Annotated in this window: 10 protein-coding genes; 8 read left to right on the forward strand and 2 right to left on the reverse strand. The window is 58.9% G+C overall.

The window, feature by feature from the left end; all coding sequences use genetic code 11:
* Nucleotides 1-107: 107 nt before the first annotated feature.
* The 8 genes from KG007_RS07510 to KG007_RS07545 all read left to right on the forward strand — a co-directional run bounded on the left by KG007_RS07510 (nucleotide 108) and on the right by KG007_RS07545 (nucleotide 15,354).
* Nucleotides 108-1,202: a hypothetical protein gene (locus tag KG007_RS07510; RefSeq protein ID WP_213347943.1), complete on the forward strand. Its 1,095-nt coding sequence runs from the start codon at nucleotides 108-110 to the stop codon at nucleotides 1,200-1,202.
* Between the two features lie 34 nt (nucleotides 1,203-1,236).
* Nucleotides 1,237-3,345, forward strand: coding sequence for a DUF5689 domain-containing protein (locus KG007_RS07515; protein WP_213347945.1), 2,109 nt, complete (start codon nucleotides 1,237-1,239; stop codon nucleotides 3,343-3,345).
* Nucleotides 3,346-3,358: 13 nt separating this feature from the next.
* Nucleotides 3,359-4,291, forward strand: a complete 933-nt coding sequence (locus tag KG007_RS07520; RefSeq protein ID WP_213347947.1) for an endonuclease/exonuclease/phosphatase family protein — start codon at nucleotides 3,359-3,361, stop codon at nucleotides 4,289-4,291.
* 32 nt (nucleotides 4,292-4,323) lie between these two features.
* Complete coding sequence (locus KG007_RS07525; RefSeq protein ID WP_195460675.1) at nucleotides 4,324-7,428, forward strand: SusC/RagA family TonB-linked outer membrane protein; 3,105 nt, start codon at nucleotides 4,324-4,326, stop codon at nucleotides 7,426-7,428.
* Nucleotides 7,429-7,441: 13 nt separating this feature from the next.
* Nucleotides 7,442-8,959 (forward strand): RagB/SusD family nutrient uptake outer membrane protein, encoded by a 1,518-nt coding sequence (locus KG007_RS07530; RefSeq protein WP_195460677.1) that lies wholly within the window; start codon nucleotides 7,442-7,444, stop codon nucleotides 8,957-8,959.
* Between the two features lie 29 nt (nucleotides 8,960-8,988).
* On the forward strand, nucleotides 8,989-11,412 hold the full coding sequence (locus tag KG007_RS07535; RefSeq protein WP_213347949.1) for a BACON domain-containing protein: 2,424 nt from the start codon (nucleotides 8,989-8,991) through the stop codon (nucleotides 11,410-11,412).
* Between the two features lie 60 nt (nucleotides 11,413-11,472).
* On the forward strand, nucleotides 11,473-13,692 hold the full coding sequence (locus KG007_RS07540) for a BACON domain-containing protein (RefSeq protein ID WP_213347951.1): 2,220 nt from the start codon (nucleotides 11,473-11,475) through the stop codon (nucleotides 13,690-13,692).
* 75 nt (nucleotides 13,693-13,767) lie between these two features.
* Nucleotides 13,768-15,354, forward strand: coding sequence for a beta-N-acetylhexosaminidase (locus tag KG007_RS07545; RefSeq protein WP_213347953.1), 1,587 nt, complete (start codon nucleotides 13,768-13,770; stop codon nucleotides 15,352-15,354).
* 150 nt (nucleotides 15,355-15,504) lie between these two features.
* On the opposite strand, the gene KG007_RS07550 is transcribed toward KG007_RS07545, so the two are convergent.
* Both KG007_RS07550 and nqrF read right to left on the reverse strand, forming a co-directional pair.
* A complete protein-coding gene (locus tag KG007_RS07550) occupies nucleotides 15,505-16,140 on the reverse strand; it encodes a hypothetical protein (protein ID WP_213347955.1) in 636 nt (211 codons plus the stop codon).
* 297 nt (nucleotides 16,141-16,437) lie between these two features.
* Complete coding sequence (gene nqrF, locus KG007_RS07555) at nucleotides 16,438-17,700, reverse strand: NADH:ubiquinone reductase (Na(+)-transporting) subunit F (RefSeq protein WP_195460687.1); 1,263 nt, start codon at nucleotides 17,698-17,700, stop codon at nucleotides 16,438-16,440.
* Between the last annotated feature and the right edge of the window lie 23 nt (nucleotides 17,701-17,723).

Raw genomic sequence — 17,723 nt, forward strand, 5'->3', positions numbered from 1 at the left:
TTCCGAAATTTATTAAGGACTATCTTTGTAATGAAAATATTTTCAATATCCGTCCGAAATTTAACAAAAATTCTTCAAATCTTTTCAGACCAATTAACCTAAATGCTATGAGAACAACTCTATCTCAGAAAATCCCGAAAAGGAGCGTCGCCTCGCTGATCGCGGTACTGCTGCTGGCAGGCACGGTATCGCTGGGCACAGCCTGTGACGACGACAAGGACTTCTCCCGCAGGGAACACATCGAATGGTCGACCACGCCGGACTTCGACTTGCCGGCCGGGACGCTCCACGTGCCCGTCCGAGCGTCCGAGACGGACCCGACGGCGGGATATGTGACACAGATTTACATCAAGGCCAACGTGGAATACGAAGCGATTTTCGAGACCGACGAGGAAGAGACCGAACCCGACTGGATCCGCATCGCCGGAATCAACCGCAATGTCCGCCCGGGAATCGACGAACTGAAACTCGAAATCAAAGCCCACCCGGGTGCGTACGAAGAGCGCAAAGGCTGCATTTCGCTGATCACCGGAGCCGAATACCTGAACGACTTCATCTCGATCGTGCAGGGATTTCCGGCCCGCGTCGAAGGGGATTTCGACTGGCTGAAATACGGTTCAACCAGCCCGCTGGAGACCAAGGGAGAGGCGCTGATCAGCAACTGGACCGCGGAACAAAAGGACAAAGGCTGGGAATCGAATCCCGCCGAAGAGGAGGGCACGGCCTACTGCTACGGCAAAAACGGATACGTCAAACTCGGTGACGGCGACGGACACGGCGCCAGCCTGATGACGCCCTACAAGCCGGACATCCGCGTGGACACGGCGGTCCTGGTACGCTTCAACGCCGTAGCCTACGCTGCGGCCGACGGCACGAAGGACAACAACAAACTGACGGTCAAAGTCGTCGGAGGCGGTGAATTCTTCGACGGTACGACCTCGAAAGACATTACGCTGAACTACATCAACCCCGCGGCCGAAGAGCTTGAAACGGCCATGTGGGAGAACTCCCAGCAGGAGTTCATCCTCGTCTCGCACCCCAAGAACAAGTTTTCGAGCGAAACGCGCGTGGAGGTCATGGCGGGCGACTACGTCATGGAATCGGGCAACACACGCATATTCATCGACAATTTTTACATTTTCCGGCTCCGGTGGTACGACTACCAATACTTTTTCGATGCTTTTCCCTGGGCGGAAAGATAAAGTGACCCATTAAATCCTAACTGCAATACATACAATGAAAAACTTCGGTACAAAGCGCTTCAGTCTGATCTGCGCCTTCGCCGCCTCGGCCTTATTGCTCGGGGGGGGGTGCGGCGACGATGATACTGAGCCGGTTATAGGTTCAAAGGGCGTCAGCAGTGCGGTCTACGTCGCCAGCGACGCAGGTTCCCGCACCATCAAAGTAGAGGCCAACGGCCCATGGCAGGTACGGCTCACCCCCGACACCAAACTCTGGGCCTCGGTCGACGGCGCGGACAACGGCGAAACGGGCGGATCGTTCACCGTCAATTACAGAACCAACAACACGCTTCCCCGCAAGGGAACCATCCTCGTCTCCTCGGGACGCCAGCAGGTCATCGACACGGTTTACCTGATGCAGTACGGCACGGCGCCGCTCCTGGAGTTCAGGAAGATCTCGGCACAATATTCGGCCGTTAGCACGATCGACTCCGTTGCGATCGACACCAATATCCCGCTGTCCAAGAAAATCTACTGGTCGGTTGCTTACAGCGAAAATTCGGCCGACGAGCCGTGGGCCGACAGCGTCAGCTACGCACAGGATTTCAAATATTTCCGGTTCCGGATCGCCGACAACAAAAACTTCGAGCCACGCGCGGTACGGTTTCGTCTGCGGTTCCGGGATGACTGGGGCGAAAATCACACAACCGATTTCACAGCCTACCAGGGTATCCCCGGTGGTACGGCGGAGACCCGCGAGGTGACCTTCGAGGAACTGCGCGGCCTGATCGCCGATGCGGAAGGCGAGATCGAGATCGGGCAGGACATCGCCGTAAGCGGCGTAATCGTCAGCGACCGGAACTCGCCCAACATGGCCGGCAGTCCCATGCTCAAGGCCGCGACGCGGCCCGACCTGGGCATCAACGACCGTACGGCCTACATGCAGAATGCCGACGGCTCGCTGGGGCTCGCGCTCCTAACCACCGACGCGCAGCAGAACAACCTGCAACGTTACGACAAACTTAAACTCTGGTGCAAGGGACTCACGCTGACCAAGCAGAGCAATCCCGAGCGCTACACGCTCAGCGGCGTTACACAGGACCACATCGTCACCAAAGAGGCCGGAACGGCCGAAGAACTGCCCGCCAAGCGCCGCTTCATCGACCAACTGACCGACGCAGACCTCTACACCCAGGTGACGCTCAAACGCTGCCAGATGGCCGTACGAACCGGACGTTTCATTCCCGTGCATATCAACTACACCAACAGCTTCAACAGCTACTACCCTGCGGCCGTAGTCGACCGCCACGGCGACATGATCTACCTGATGACCAACCACGGCTGCGACTGGCGGTTCAAGGAGATGCCCGACGGCGAAGGCACGATCACGGGCGTCATCGTACACGAACCCTACACCTTCTTCGACCGGGGCGGCGACATCGGCCGTTACCAGATCCGCAACGTAACGCGCGAGGACATCGCACTGGACGAATCGGCCGACAACGTCTTCTCGGCCGTGGCCGTAGAGTGGAGCCCCGACGGCAGCAAGGACCCCCGCGCCTATGCGTTCCCGCAGTACCCGCATCCGGGCGTATCGTCGGGACAAGCCCACTGCGTGGCCGCAACGACGGGTTCGGGTCTCTCGTTCATGAGCACCTACGCCTGGCTGGCCGTCGGCAGCGCCTACCGCGCCAAGGAGGACGGACTGACCATCAACAACGCCTCGTGGGGCCACAAACAGTTGTGGGACCCGGCCAACAATACGGGACACTCCCTGCTATTCGAATTCTCGACGCAGGGCGTCAGCTCCACGCAGTGCTCCTTCGTCTTCACCTGCCGCTACCACTCGGCACAGGGCGGACTGCGCTACTGGACAGCGGAATATTCGCTCGACGGCGACAACTGGAAGAAACTCACGGATTTCACGGTTCCCGATGCAGGCAACTGGAACAACATGCAGCTCGAACAGCTTTCGGGCGACAAAAGCGTCTGGATGCAGGTTCCTACGGAGATCCTGGGACAGAGCGTGGCCTGGATCCGCCTGCGCCCCGTGAGCAACAAGATCGGCACGGCAACGACCTACGACACGGCGACGATCGCGGCCAACGGACAGGTCGCCAACGCGTTCACCGTCTCCTACGCAGCACTGCGTTACAACAAATAAACCAGCTAACGACATGAAAACATACGACATGATACAGATTCTGCGCCGGCTGGCCTTCGGAGCGACGCTGCTGGCCGCAGCGGCCCTGCTGCCCGCCTGCGACGACGACCCCGCTGCACCGGACGAGGAGCTCAAGACCGACCCCGGGACGAGCGTCCAGCCCGAAACCCTGCGTTTCATCAACTACAACATCCTGGAGGGCATGAAGCTCGACAAAGCCCAGAACTTCGACAATTTCGTGGCCTGGGTCAAGGAGAAGGACCCCGATTTCATGGCGCTCTGCGAGTGCAACAAATTCACCGAAGAGTCGCTCACGGCCCTCGCCAACCGCTACGGACACCCTTACGCCATCCTGTGCAAAGAGACCGGCTACCCGGTGGGGCTGACATCGAAGTACCCCATCGAACTGCGTAACCGTCTGCTCGAAGACGTGCCCCTCTGGCACGGGGCGCTTCACCTGCGTATCAAGGATATCAACGTCGTGGTGCTGCACCTCTACCCGTTCGGGACCTACCCCAACGGTCAGGGCGCGGCAGGCACGGGCGACGCCTACCGCGATACGGAGATCAACTGCATCCTCGACAGCACCATCCGCCGCTACCCGGTGGAACCGCTGTGGCTGATGTCGGGCGACTTTAACTCCTACTCGCCCAAGGATGCCGACGTGATGCCCGCGAACACCTACTACCAGACCCACACGACAGTGCTCCGAAGCGGTTATTCCGACGCCCTGCGCGACCGCCACAGCCAGTTCTACCGTTCGGTTCCGACCGTGTACGGCGGGTGGCCGGAAGGTTCGGGCCGCCGCATCGACTACATCTACGCTTCGCAGGCCGTGATGCGCGAAATAACCTACTCAGGCATTATTTACGACGACTTTACCGACATGCATTCGGACCACTATCCGGTCATGATCGAATTCCGCCACTATCCTTCGGGGAAATAAGCACAGGAAGTCGCACCTAAAAAATTATTCGCATGAAACAATATATCATAATCCTGATTCTGCTGGTTTCGGGAGCGCTGACGGCAGCGCCTGCCTTCGCGCAGAAAAGCGGAACCAAACACACCGTAACGGGCAAGGTTACGGACCAGAGCGGCGAACCGCTGATCGGCGCGACCGTACTGGTGACGGGCACGCTGACCGGCGCCAGCACCAACGCCACGGGTGAATATTCGATCCAGGTTACCGAAGGCGCTTCGCTGACGTTCCAGTATATCGGCTATGAATCCAAGACCGAAAAGGTCGGTACACGCACGAAAATCGACGTGAAACTCGAACAGAGCAAGCAGACCATCGACGAAATCGTCGTGATCGGCTACGGCGCGGTAAAGAAAACCGACCTGACGGGTTCGGTGGCCAACGTCAAGATGAGCGACATCAAGGACATTCCGGTGGTATCGGTGGACCAGGCCCTGCAAGGCCGTATCGCCGGAGCCGACATCATGGCCACGACCGGAGAGCCGGGCGCCACGACCTCGATCCGTATCCGCGGCACGCGCTCGATCTCGGCTTCGAACGAACCGCTGATCATCGTCGACGGCATCATCGACGGCATCCACGACCTGAACGACATCAACTCGGCGGACATCGAGTCGATCTCGGTGCTGAAGGACGCCTCGTCGACGGCGATTTACGGTGCACGCGGCTCGAACGGCGTCATCGTGATCACGACCAAGAAAGGACGCGGCGTCGACGGACGGCCCAGCATCACCTTCAAGACCGACCTGGGATTCTCGCAGCTTCCGCGCCAGCTCGACATCATGAACGCCACGGAGTTCGCCCGCTACCGCAACGACTACGCCTATTTCTTCGCAAGCGCCGACGGCAACGATAAAATCGAACCCGACTCGCCGATGTCGAAATACCCCTACCCCAATCCCGAAGCCAAAGGCAAAGGCACGAACTGGGTCGATGCCATCACGCGCACGGCACTCTACCAGAACTACGACCTGTCGATTTCGGGAGCCACCGCCAAAAGTTCCTACTACGCCTCGGCCGGATATAACGAAACACAGGGCATCATCGACAACAGCGGTCTGAAACGCTACTCGGTACGACTCAAAGTCGACCACGAGTTCGCCAAATGGATCAAAGGAGGCCTGAACCTGAGCTACTCCTACCGCGACCAGGACGAGAATCTGGCTACGATCGGCGGAACCAACTGGTGGAACGCCGCCGTCTTCCTCAGCCCGTTCCTCACCCCCACGTCCAGCATGAACGACCTGTGGTACTCGGGACAGAAATTCAACAACCCGCGCATCATGCTCGACCACTGTCTCAAAAACGCACGGCGCATTTCGCTCAACAACAGCGCCTACGCCGAAGTTACGCCCGTCAAGGGGCTGAAAGTACGGAGCCAGTTCACCTACTACTCCTACCAGCGCCACGGACGTTACTACGAACCCGGTTACCTGCCCGCCAAGAAGGAGAACGAAGGCGGCTACGCCTCGCGTGACGAGTACGACGAAACGAGTTTCCTGAACGAAAACACCGTCTACTACGAACTCCGGCCCCAGAGCGGCCACAATTTCGACGTGCTGGCCGGCTACACCGCGCAGATCAAGTACGACAACAACCTGAGTGTCACGGGCCGCGGATACACCCTCGACGAACTCACCTGGAACAACATGGCTGCGGTTCCCGACAAGCAGAACACCTCGATCAGCTCCAACCACACCGATTGGACCAAGATGTCGGTACTGGGACGACTGAACTACAACTACAAGGAGCGTTATTACATCACGTTCACGGCCCGTTACGACGGCGCCTCGAACTTCGCGGCCAACAAGAAATGGGGTTTCTTCCCCTCGGCGGCCATCCGGTGGAATATCGCCAACGAGAAGTTCCTGCAAAAAGCCAAATGGATCGACGAACTGGCCCTGCGCGCCAGCCTCGGACGCACCGGAAACGACGCCATCTCGGCTTACCGTTCGCTGGCGGCCGTCGGCAACTCGACGAGCGGCTACCTGCTGGGCGGCACGCAGCAGTTGGCGGTCTATCCCTCGCGCCTCGCATCGCCCGACCTGACGTGGGAGACCTCCGACCAGTATACGGTGGGAACCGACATCTCGTTGTTCGGCGGACGGTTCAACGTCACGGCCGACGCCTACCTGATCAAGACCCGCGACCTGCTGCTGACCGTACAGGTCGCCTCGCAGACGGGTTACACCAACTACTTCGCCAATGCGGGACGCACGACCAACAAAGGCTGGGAGCTCACGTTCGAGAGCCGCAACATCGTCCGTCCGAAGTTCCAGTGGTCGACGAGCCTCACCCTTTCGCGCAACAAACAGATGGTAGACGATATCGCCTCGGAGGATTTCGTGACCGCCTACTCGTCGCCTTCGTCGTCGGGAACCACCTACATGATGTACGGCTACAAGAAAGGCTATACGCTCAATGCACTCTGGGGATTCCGCTACGGCGGCGTATGGCACAACGAGCAGGAGGTCAACCGCAACAAGATAACCAAGGCCTACGCCTCAGCCAGCGGCAACACCTTCAAGCCCGGATACGCCCGCTACCAGGACATCAACCACGACGGGGCACTGAACAGCGACGACCTGGTGTACCTCGGATCGGCCGACCCGGACGTTTACGGCGGTATTCAGAACACGTTCAACATCCACAACTTTACGCTGGGCATCTACTTCAACTACTCGATCGGCGGCAAGATTTACAATGTCGCGGAACTTTGGATGGGTAACGGTTCGCCCTACACCAACCAGTACCGTTACATGCAAAACGCCTGGCATCCGGTCCGCAATCCGGATTCGAACCTGCCGATGGCCGGCAGCTACGACGCACTGCCCAGCGACCGCATGGTGCACGACGCCTCGTACCTGCGACTGAAGAACATCTCGGCGAGCTACACCTTCGACCTGCGCAAGGCGACTAAGAACCGCCTGAAGGACATCCGGATAAGCGTCAGCGGCGAGAACCTCTACCTGTGGAAGAAATACAACGGATTCGATCCCGACGTTTCGACTTCGAGTTCCAATTCGGCCCTGAGGCGTGTCGACATCGGTGCATACCCCAAGCCCCGGACCATCATTTTCAGCCTTCAGTTAAGATACTAACACTGCCAAAACCATGAAAACATTCTGTTTCCTGAAAAAATACCTGCTGATGCTGGCGGCAACGGCCGCCCTGCTGCTCAGCGCGTGCGACCTGGACGAACACCCCACGTCGTTCGTAGGGCCCAAGGATTACTACAAGACCCGGGCGCAGTGCCTGGCGGGCCTGAACGCCTGCTACATCCCGATCAACAGCATCTACGACTACTGCTTCCTGATCATGACCGAAGGCGTGACCGACCTGATGTACATCGCCTCGGGAACCAAGGACGCCCAGCTCGACATATCCCCCGCAAAACCGCTCAACGGCGCGAAGATATGGACCCAGTGCTACAAAGGCGTGATGTACTGCAACTCGACCATCGCCGCCATCGAACGTTCGCCCCTGAGCGACATCGAAGAGGCGTCGGAGGCGGATAAAAAACCGCTGCTGGCGGAAGGCATGGTGCTCCGGGCCTACTACTACTGGCTGCTGACCTGCGTCTTCGGCGACGTGCCCTTCTACACCAAGGAGGTCTCGGACAACAAGGTGATGATGGAGATCGCCCACATGGGCCGCATGCCGGCGAAGGACACCCGCGATTACCTGATCGACGAATTACAGCGCTACGTGCCCTCCATGGACCAGGTGCGTTCGTCGGAGATCAGCGACAACCGTATGGGCGCCGCGATGGGCTGGATGATGATCGCCAAACTCGCGCAGTGGAACCATCGTTGGGAAGACGCCCTCGAAGCGCTCGGCGAACTGGAGAAAATCTACGGCGACCTGCAACAGTATCCGCTCGAAGACATCATGTTCCGCAACAAGAACACCCCGGAGTCGATCTTCGAAGTGCAGCGCACCTACACCCCCGGCGGACTGGCCGTCACGACCAACGTAGCGGCCATCACCACCCCGAGCCACAACGGCAAAGGCGTATACGACGGCGTGGAGATTCCCGAAATGGGCACGGCCATGACCACCTGGACCTCCATGCGCCCCAACAGCTACTTCTGCGACGGTCTCCAGACCAAAAAGGGCAACGACAAACGCAAAACGCTGAACATGGCGTGGGAATACGACGGCAAGCCCTTCAGCAACGTGGGAACCCGTCCGTGGCTCGGCCCCAAATTCTGGTGTCCGGGCATGCAGAACACCGCCGACTTCACCAACCAGAAGATATTCCGCTATGCCGACGCCATCCTGATGATGTCGGAGTGTTATGCCGAGCAGGAGAACGTCGACGAGTCGATCCGCTACCTGAACATGGTCAAGGAGCGCGCCGGAATCACGGCTTACACCTACAAGAACATGGAGTCGCTCAAGGAAGAAATCCAGAAGGAACGCGGCCGCGAACTGCTGGGCGAGTTCCAGCGCAAATTCGACCTGGTGCGCTGGGGAATCTGGTATCAGATAACTTACGACTACACCAACTACGCCACGCTCAAGGACAACATCCTTCCCTGCCACGAATACTACCCGATCCCCGACAAGGAGGTCGTCTATTCGGGCGGTGCGCTCGACAACAAGGCCTACAACCAATACGGCATGTAAGCCCCCGGAACGAATAAAAAAGCACAACGATGAAAAATAGACTTACAGACAGCATCTACAAAGCGTGGCGCACGGGCATCCTGCCCCTTGTCACGACGCTGCTCCTGCTGACCGGATGCGAGATGGATTCGGCCATGGACCTTCCGCTGAATGTGGATTCCAACAAATACACGCTGACCGCGGACGCCGGTTCCACCCAGGTGCGGATCTACTCCACGGGCGAATGGTCGGCCCGCCTGTCGGAAGACGTGGACTGGGCGACGATCGACCGCCTGGGCGGCGAAGGCAACGGATGGATCACCTTCAAATACGCCGCCAACTACGGCGTACCCCGCACTGTGGACATCCTCTTCAACCGCGGCGGCGGCGAACAGGTAATCCGCATGACGCAGGAGGGCAAAGACCCCATCCTGTCGCTCAAGGAGAGCCGCATCGAGATTTTCAGCAACCCGTGGGACCTCAGCGTCGGCATGGAGAACAACCTCAAGGAGGATTACAGGCAGATCAAGGATACGATCGTCTATTCGGTGATCCCCGACGAGGACGACGACGAAACTCCCGAGCCCGACCAGGAGTGGATCGAAAACCTCGAAATCGGCACCGACGCCGTCACGTTCAGCACGCTGGAGAACACCTCGCCGCGCAAGCGACAGGCTGAGATCACGCTGACCTACATCGACGCCAAAGAGAAGAAACACGCCGTTACGCTGACCGTCACGCAGGCGACCGAGCAGGCCTTCATGACCTTCACACCCGACCGCGCCAAAACCACGCGCAAGGCCACGACCATCAAGGCGGAACTGAAGCACAACCTGGGCAGCCTGCTCGCCAGCGTCGTTTGCACGCCGACCTACAACGAGGCGTCGACAGGCTGGATCGAGAACATCACGCTCGAAGACAAAACACTGTCGTTCGACGTAAAGGAGAACGACTCGGAGGCTCCGCGCAGCGCGTCGATCGCCTTCACGCTCCCGAACGGGACCGGAACGCTCACGCCCGTCGCGCCGTTCATCGTCGAGCAGACCTACGAGGCCGACTACCGCACGCTGATCAAGGGCGAAAGCGGCCAGGTGGTAATCAACAACCCCGAGGCCTTCTTCGAGGGCATCGTGATCAGCGACAAGGACAACGCCAACGTGGAGTCGACGCCCAACTCGGCGCCCAACGCCACCGACTATACGGTAAACGCCAAGACGGCCTACGTGCAGATGCTCGACGGCAGCTACGGCTACCGGTTGCAGCTCAATGCGGCGTCGGACAACACGCTGGAACGCTACTCGCAGGTAAAGATCGCACTCAACGGCGTGACCCTCACCAAGGAGGCCAACCCCGAGCGGTATACGCTCAGCGGACTTACGGCGGCCAACATCGTCAGCCAAACGCCCGGCACGGCCAGCGATCTCATCCGCAAGGAAAAGTCGATCGGCCAGCTCACCGACGAGGACATCTACACCTACGTTTCGCTCAAGGAGGTCGAATTCGCCCTGCCCGACGGCAGCTACACCAACGTCAACGAAGGCTACTTCGGCACGGCGAACTTCGTCAGCTGCGTACCCCGCGCGCTCTGCGACAAGAACGGCGGCACGATCTCGATGCTCGTCAACAACAAGACTCCCTGGCGCCGCGACGGAAGCGGCATGCCCAAGGGCAAAGGCACGCTCAGCGGCATCATCGTCCACGACCTCCAGCCCCGCTACGGCTACACCAACGAGGGGTACATCGGCCGCTATTCGGTCCGCGTACTGGAAAAGGAGGAGATCGAACTCGCCGCCTCGGAATCCTCGTCCAACCGCAAGACACTCGTGGAGTGGAACTGGAACGACGCCGCGATCAAGACCAATACCGACGGCACGATCGCCCCGGACCTGGGCAGCGGATCGCTCTGGTGCACCGACCCTGCGGCTACCAATGCGCTGGACAACGAGTATAACGGACTCACGACAGGCGCCGGACTGAACAGCAAAAACGCCCTGAAATTCGAAAACACCTACTGGTGGAATTTCAACGAAAACACGGGCTATGCCGTGGCCCTGAAATTCTCGACCGAGGGCGCCGGCGAGAACCTCTCGCTCAACTTCACCAACTCGCAGGGCAACGCCGGCGGCACGAGCATCTACGGCCCCGTTCACTGGCAGGTGGAATACTCGACCGACGGGGTGAATTTCACCGTAGCGCCCGAATCGGGCTTCTGCGCCCGTCCGTTCGTCTTCTGGGCGTCAACGATGACCTACTGCGCGACGCCGGGTTATGCCGACCGCGTGTTCATCCTGCCGGACGCCCTGCGCAACCAGCCGGAAGTCACGCTGCTGATCAAGGCCCGAAGTACGCAGTGCATCGCCTCGAACACCGCCACGGTAGACCAGGGCGACACAGGCACGATCACCTCCGGCATGGCGACCAACAAGCGTTCGCCCATGCGTTTCGGAACCATAGCCGTAAAGAGTAACAAATAAATCGCCCCGGCGGGGAGGGCGTTCCCTCCCCCGCCGAAGCGGTAAAACCTAATTTCGAACATGATGAAACAGATAAAATCACGCTGCCGGAAACTGCTGCTCCCGCTGCTGGGCGGACTGATGCTCACGGCCTGCGAAAAGGACAACGGCGAGGAGACCCGCGTCTCCGAATTCGGACCCGTCAAGAAAGAGATCATAGGCCCCTGGAAAAGCGGCACCGTAAACATACCGGTACTCTCCAACCAACCCTACGACATCGCTTTGATCAACCCCGACAACGGCTGGCTCACGCTCGACACCGAAGGCCGCGGAACGCATTTTACGGGCGACGACCTATTCAAGGTCCACATCTCGACCAACGACGGATTCCCCCGCATGGAGGGCATCCGCCTCTGGACCCGCGACCGTGCCGACACCGTATATATCAAGCAGGAAGGCTTCATCAGCCCGGAACTGAGCTTCTCGACCCGCAGCATCACGGTGCTCGGCGACGGCGGGCAGGCAACGGCGCAGCTCACCACCAACCTCGAACTGGAGGACCTCGGGCAGCAGATCGTCTACACGAGTTCCGACGAAGGCGGATGGATCTCGGACCTCGACATCAGCAACGGATTCCTGATCCTTCAGGCCGCACCCAACGCCGACCCCGAGGCCCTGCGCAATGCGCGTATCACGCTCAGCTACCGCGACGGCTGGAACCGCACCACCGAGTCGACGGTCTACATCACGCAGGCCAACGCCAAGAATGAATTCGGCCACGAAATTTCGTTCGGCGAGGTGCGCGACATGGTAGGCCCCGTCAATCGCGACGTTTTCATCGAGGGACGCGTCATCAGCGACATAGGTAACGGCAACAACGGCGAGAATTCGATGAAGACCATGACTTCGATCGACTACACGGAGACCTACCGCACGGCCTACATCCAGAGCCTCGACGGTTCGCAGGGCTTCATGATCAAGACCGCGACCGAGGACGACAACATCTTCGAACGTTACAGCAAGGTCCGCATCCTGCTCAAGGGCGCGACGGTAACGCAGGAGGTAGACCCCGAACGCTACATCATCAGCAACGTTACTTCGGCTATGGTCATGTCTTCGGTTTCGGGATCGGCTTCCGACATCCCGCAGAAGCGCAAACATTACAGCGAACTGACCGACATGGACATCTACACGTGGGTGACGCTCGCCGACTGTGAACTGCCCGTACGCAAAGGCAGCCTGACGCCGATCAACGAAGGCTATGCCCGCAACACCGGAGCCAACCGCGAAACGAAATACCCGATGCTGGTGCGCGACAAGAACGGCGACAGCTTCTACATGCTGACCAACACCACCTGCAAATACCGCCGCGACGGACAGATGCTGCCCTACGGTTCGGGCGACATCTCGGGCGTACTGGTACACGAGACCCACGACCGCTTCGTCTGGATGGGTTCGCAGGGCATGGGCGACATCGGCCGCTACCAGATCCGCCACCTCACGCGCGAGGATATTGCGCTGGAGAAAGATTTCGCGAACAGCTTCTCGGCCCTTCTGACCGAATACCGCTACGGCAAACTCGAAAGCCGCGTCTTCCGCCCCACGACCGGCGACAACGGCTACCTGACCTTCACTCTCCCCGACGAGAAATCGGGCGACGCAGGCTGGGGAGTAAGCGACCCGAGCTACCTCGGCCCCATCGGCAACAAGGACAACCTCGACAAGGAGGGTCCCACGTCGGGCATCCACACGGGTAACATCAACGGAAACGGCGTCGTCGAGAACGGCAAACAGATGTGCACCGACAAAGGAACCAACGACGACGGCAAAGGAAATGTCTCGAGCGCGGATTTCTCGGCCTGGACCAACAAGTGCCAATGGTGGAACACCGAAACCGACCGCAGCGAAGCGTGGCTGCTCCACTTCTCGACACAGGGCATCTCGACCAACGTGCTCTCGCTGCAAGTGGCCATTCAGAACCGCGTCATCGGAGGCCCCCGCTACATCAAGGTCGACTGGTCGGAACACGGCGACAACAACCGCGACGATTGGAACCCGATCACCGAATTCCAGGTTCCCGACATCGTGAACTGGTCGCTGACCCTGTACTGGCAATGTGCCGGCTACAAGTACGTCAACATACCCCTGCCGCTCGAACTGCTCGGCAAGGAGGATGTCTGCATCCGCTTCTCAGCCGCCAACCAGAAAGCCGGCGGTAAGGAAGACGACGAATTCGACAACCAGATCATCTCGACGGGAGAGATCGCCTTCTCCTACATCGGCGTCCGCTACAACAAATAAAATCAACCGGAAGCACCCCGCCTGCAAGCCTCTTACAGGCGGGGGCTTTTAAACCGCTCAACCAGAAACAAAATCGTGAAATACCTTTTATTCCTGATCCTTGCCATCCTGGCCGTCCTGCCGGGTTTCGCCGCCTGCGACAGCCGTATCCGCATCGTTCCGCGCCCCGCCTCGGTCGAAGAACTGCCGGGCTCGTTCCGTCTGACGCCGCGCACCCCGATCGTCATCGCCGACGAGCGGCTGCGCACTTCGGCGGAGATTTTCGCCGTTGCAGCCGGGAAACTCACCGGAACAATTCCAGCCGTCACCACCGCGCCCGTAAAACATGCCGTGACGCTGCAACTGCAACCCGGATACGAAACCGAGGAATACCGGCTCGAAGTCACCAAACGGGGCATTTCGGTCACCGCATCGACCCCACAGGCCGTATTGCACGGCCTGCGGAGTCTCCAGCAGTTGATCGCAGGCGGCGAAATTCCCGCCTGCATCATCCGCGACAAGCCTTCGTTCGCCTACCGCGGAGCGATGCTCGACGTTTGCCGCCATTTCTTTCCGGTCGAAGACGTAAAAAGCTACATCGACATTCTCTCGTTGCACAAGATCAACCGTTTCCACTGGCATCTGACCGACGACCAGGGCTGGCGGATCGAGATCAAAAAATACCCGCTGCTCACAGAGGTCGGGTCCCGGCGTGCCGAAACGCTCGTCGGCCGTTACGACAAGAACAAGGAAGGTGTTTATGACGGTAAGCCCTACGGCGGTTTCTACACCCAGGAGGAGATTCGCGAGATCGTCCGCTACGCCGCAGATCGCCATATCGAGGTGATTCCCGAGATCGAAGTGCCCGGACACGGGCTGGCGGCCCTGACGGCCTACCCGTGGCTCGGCTGCACGGGAGGCCCCTATGCCGTATGGACCCACTGGGGTATCAGCGACGACGTATATTGCGCAGGCAAGGAGACGACGTTCGAATTTATCGAGAACGTGCTTACGGAGGTGCTCGAACTTTTCCCTTCGAAACTCATCCACATCGGCGGCGACGAATGCCCCAAAGGCCGCTGGAAAGCATGTCCCCACTGCCAGCAGCGCATCCGCGAGGAGGAGCTCAAAAACGAATACGAGTTGCAGAGCTACTTCGTCCACCGCATCGAACGCTGGATGCACGCCCACGGCCGGGAAATCATCGGCTGGGACGAGATTCTGCAGGGCGGCATCTCAAAAACCGCGAACATCATGTCGTGGAACGGCATAGAACCGGGCATCAAGGCGGCCCGAAAGGGAAATCCCGTGATCATGACGCCCAAATGGTACTGCTATTTCGATTACAGCCAGACCTCCGATCCCGAGCGTTACGAACCGCTGGGCAATACCCGTTACGTCTCGGTACGGCAGGCCTACCGCCTCGACCCCTGCGATCAACTGACGCTTTCAGAGCAGAAACAGATCATGGGTGTGCAGTGCAACCTCTGGACAGAGTACATCGCAGACATCAAACACGTCCAGCACATGGTACTTCCTCGTATGGCAGCCCTCTCCGAAGTGGGCTGGGCCTATGACCGCAAGGATTACAACGATTTCGTACGGCGGATTCCCGCGCTGGCAGCCATCTACAAAGCCGAAGGATACAACTACGCGCCCTATCTGTTCGAGGGTATCGAGTAGCGTATTCTGCATTTCACACGGAACACCCCGCAGGTCGCAGGACCTTGCGGGGTGTTTTCGGATGCACTGTACCGACCGCCGAAGCCTCGGCGCTGCTCCTGACGGGGATATACAAGGTCCGAGACCCGGAATCGCCGCGGACGAAAGCGGTTATTTTTCAGACACGTAAAACCACCGGCCCCCTTCGAACTCGGCTTTGACCTTCCGGTTCTCCCAGCGGACGGAAAACACGAACAGGTAGTCCCGCCGCCCTGCGGCGGTTTCAATCGGCAACGATATCTCTATCCGGGTGAGTTTATCCGCATCCTGCAGCAGATTCTTGAATACCCACCGCCGGAGGTCGTAACTGTAAAAAACCCGGCTCTTAACGGCGATCGACTCCGAAATGCCGGTTCCTTTCACGACCACGGAAGGAACCTGTGCATCGTGTCTGTCGAGCAACCTCACGCCCCGGTGAAATACGCCCTCCCCGGTATTCGAAATTCCATCCACGAAAACGGCGTCATCCCAGATGATCCGGAAATTGGAGTCGCTTTCATTGGACAGAAAAAAATCGACATGCGTAGGTTCAAAGGTGAAAACGATGCGGATTACGGAATCCCGGTACACGGGCGTCGTGAAACCCTGCTCATTCCCGGGATTGCCGATAACGCCTTCCGGGGCGTTCGCGACCTCGACAGACTCCAAACAGACCCGATAATAGTCCATTTTATACCTCTTTGGCTTGGCCTGCGAGGATAGGGGGAGCGCCAGCAACAGCATGACGAACGGTAAGAAAAGTCTCATAGCTCAATATTCGGAATTCTTCCGAATTTACGGTTTTATTTCCGGTCCGCCAAATTTGGAAACCTCCAAAAATACATCCGGATCCCACTTCGCCGGAAACCGCACCGCCACCGCCGCTTTTCACGTCGCCGTCTCCGTCCGCGACGGCCCCGCTCCGGGGCTTCGGCAGCACGCGGCTATGATCTGCAAATCCCTACGGGAATAAATAAACGAAGAGGAGGGAAGTCTCCGAAAAAATTCAAAACTTCCCTCCTCTTCATTTACACGCCTGCGGCGTTTTGCGAATCATCGTCCCCGTTACGAACCAAAGTTGTCGTAGAGGATATTCTCCGGCGGCACGCCGAGGTTGTCCAGCATCTTGACAACCGATGCAATCATCATCGGAGGTCCGCACATGAGGTAGATGCAGTCCTCGGGAGCCTGGTGGTTCTTGAGGTAATTCTCGTAAAGCACGTTGTGCACGAAGCCCGGCGTGTATTTCACCCCGGCGGCGTCTGCCGCGGGATCGGGACGGTCGAGCGCAAGGTTGAACTTGAAGTTGGGGAAATCCTTCTCGATCTGGTGGAACTCGTCGAGGTAGGGAACCTCCTTCAGGGCACGCGCGCCGTACCAGAACGACACCGGTTTGCCGGTCTTCTCGGTCTTGAACAAATGCATCAGGTGGCTGCGCATCGGAGCCATGCCCGCACCGCCGCCGATGAAGATCAGCTCCTGCGTATCGGGCAGGTTGTCCGGCAGGAAGAACTCGCCGTAGGGGCCCGAAATGGTCACCTTGTCGCCCGGTTTACGCGAGAAGACATACGACGAGCAGATACCCGGGTTGACCTTCATGAAGCCGCCCGTAGCCTTATCGAACGGAGGCGTAGCGATACGGATATTGAGCATGATGATGTTGCCCTCGGCCGGGTGGTTGGCCATCGAATAGGCGCGGAACGTCGGTTCGGGGTTGGTGGTCACCAGGTCCCACATCTTGAACTTGTCCCAGTCCTCACGGAACTGCGGCTCGATGTCCATGTCGGAGAACTTGATGGCGTCGTATTTCGGAATGTCGATCTGGATGTAACCGCCGCTGCGGAACTTGAGGTTCTCGCCCGCGGGCAGTTTCACGACGAACTCCTTGAGGAAGGTCGAAATGCTGCGGTTCGAGACCACCTCGCACTCCCACTTCTTAACGCCCAGGACAGCCTCTTCGACGTGGATTTTCATATTTTCCTTCACCTTCACCTGACAGCCCAGACGCCAGTGGTCCTTGGCCATCTTACGCGAGATGAAGCCCGTTTCGGTGGGCAGGATGTCGCCGCCGCCTTCGAGCACCTGGCATTTGCACATGCCGCACGAACCGCCGCCGCCGCAGGCCGAAGGCAGGAACACCTTGTTGTTGGCCAGCGTCGCGAGCAGCGTCGAGCCGCTTTCGGTCGTGATGACCTTCTCGCCGCCGTTGATGTCGATCGTCACATCGCCCGAAGAGGTCAGTTTCGCCTTCGCATAGAGAAGCAGTGCGACCAGCACGAGCGTGATCACCAGAAAGGCTGCGATCGCTATTAAAATCGTTGTAGTCATTTTTTCAGAATCTCTTTTTAAAG

It is taken from the genome of Alistipes montrealensis, from assembly GCF_018362775.1.
Lineage (GTDB): Bacteria > Bacteroidota > Bacteroidia > Bacteroidales > Rikenellaceae > Alistipes > Alistipes montrealensis.

What these genes read in the sequence shown, in the direction of transcription:
- KG007_RS07510 (WP_213347943.1), top strand. Translation starts at nt 108, where the DNA reads ATGAGAACAACTCTATCTCAGAAAATCCCGAAAAGGAGCGTCGCCTCG.
- KG007_RS07515 (WP_213347945.1), top strand. Translation starts at nt 1,237, where the DNA reads ATGAAAAACTTCGGTACAAAGCGCTTCAGTCTGATCTGCGCCTTCGCC.
- KG007_RS07520 (WP_213347947.1), top strand. Translation starts at nt 3,359, where the DNA reads ATGAAAACATACGACATGATACAGATTCTGCGCCGGCTGGCCTTCGGA.
- KG007_RS07525 (WP_195460675.1), top strand. Translation starts at nt 4,324, where the DNA reads ATGAAACAATATATCATAATCCTGATTCTGCTGGTTTCGGGAGCGCTG.
- KG007_RS07530 (WP_195460677.1), top strand. Translation starts at nt 7,442, where the DNA reads ATGAAAACATTCTGTTTCCTGAAAAAATACCTGCTGATGCTGGCGGCA.
- KG007_RS07535 (WP_213347949.1), top strand. Translation starts at nt 8,989, where the DNA reads ATGAAAAATAGACTTACAGACAGCATCTACAAAGCGTGGCGCACGGGC.
- KG007_RS07540 (WP_213347951.1), top strand. Translation starts at nt 11,473, where the DNA reads ATGATGAAACAGATAAAATCACGCTGCCGGAAACTGCTGCTCCCGCTG.
- KG007_RS07550 (WP_213347955.1), bottom strand. Translation starts at nt 16,140, where the DNA reads ATGAGACTTTTCTTACCGTTCGTCATGCTGTTGCTGGCGCTCCCCCTA.
- nqrF (WP_195460687.1), bottom strand. Translation starts at nt 17,700, where the DNA reads ATGACTACAACGATTTTAATAGCGATCGCAGCCTTTCTGGTGATCACG.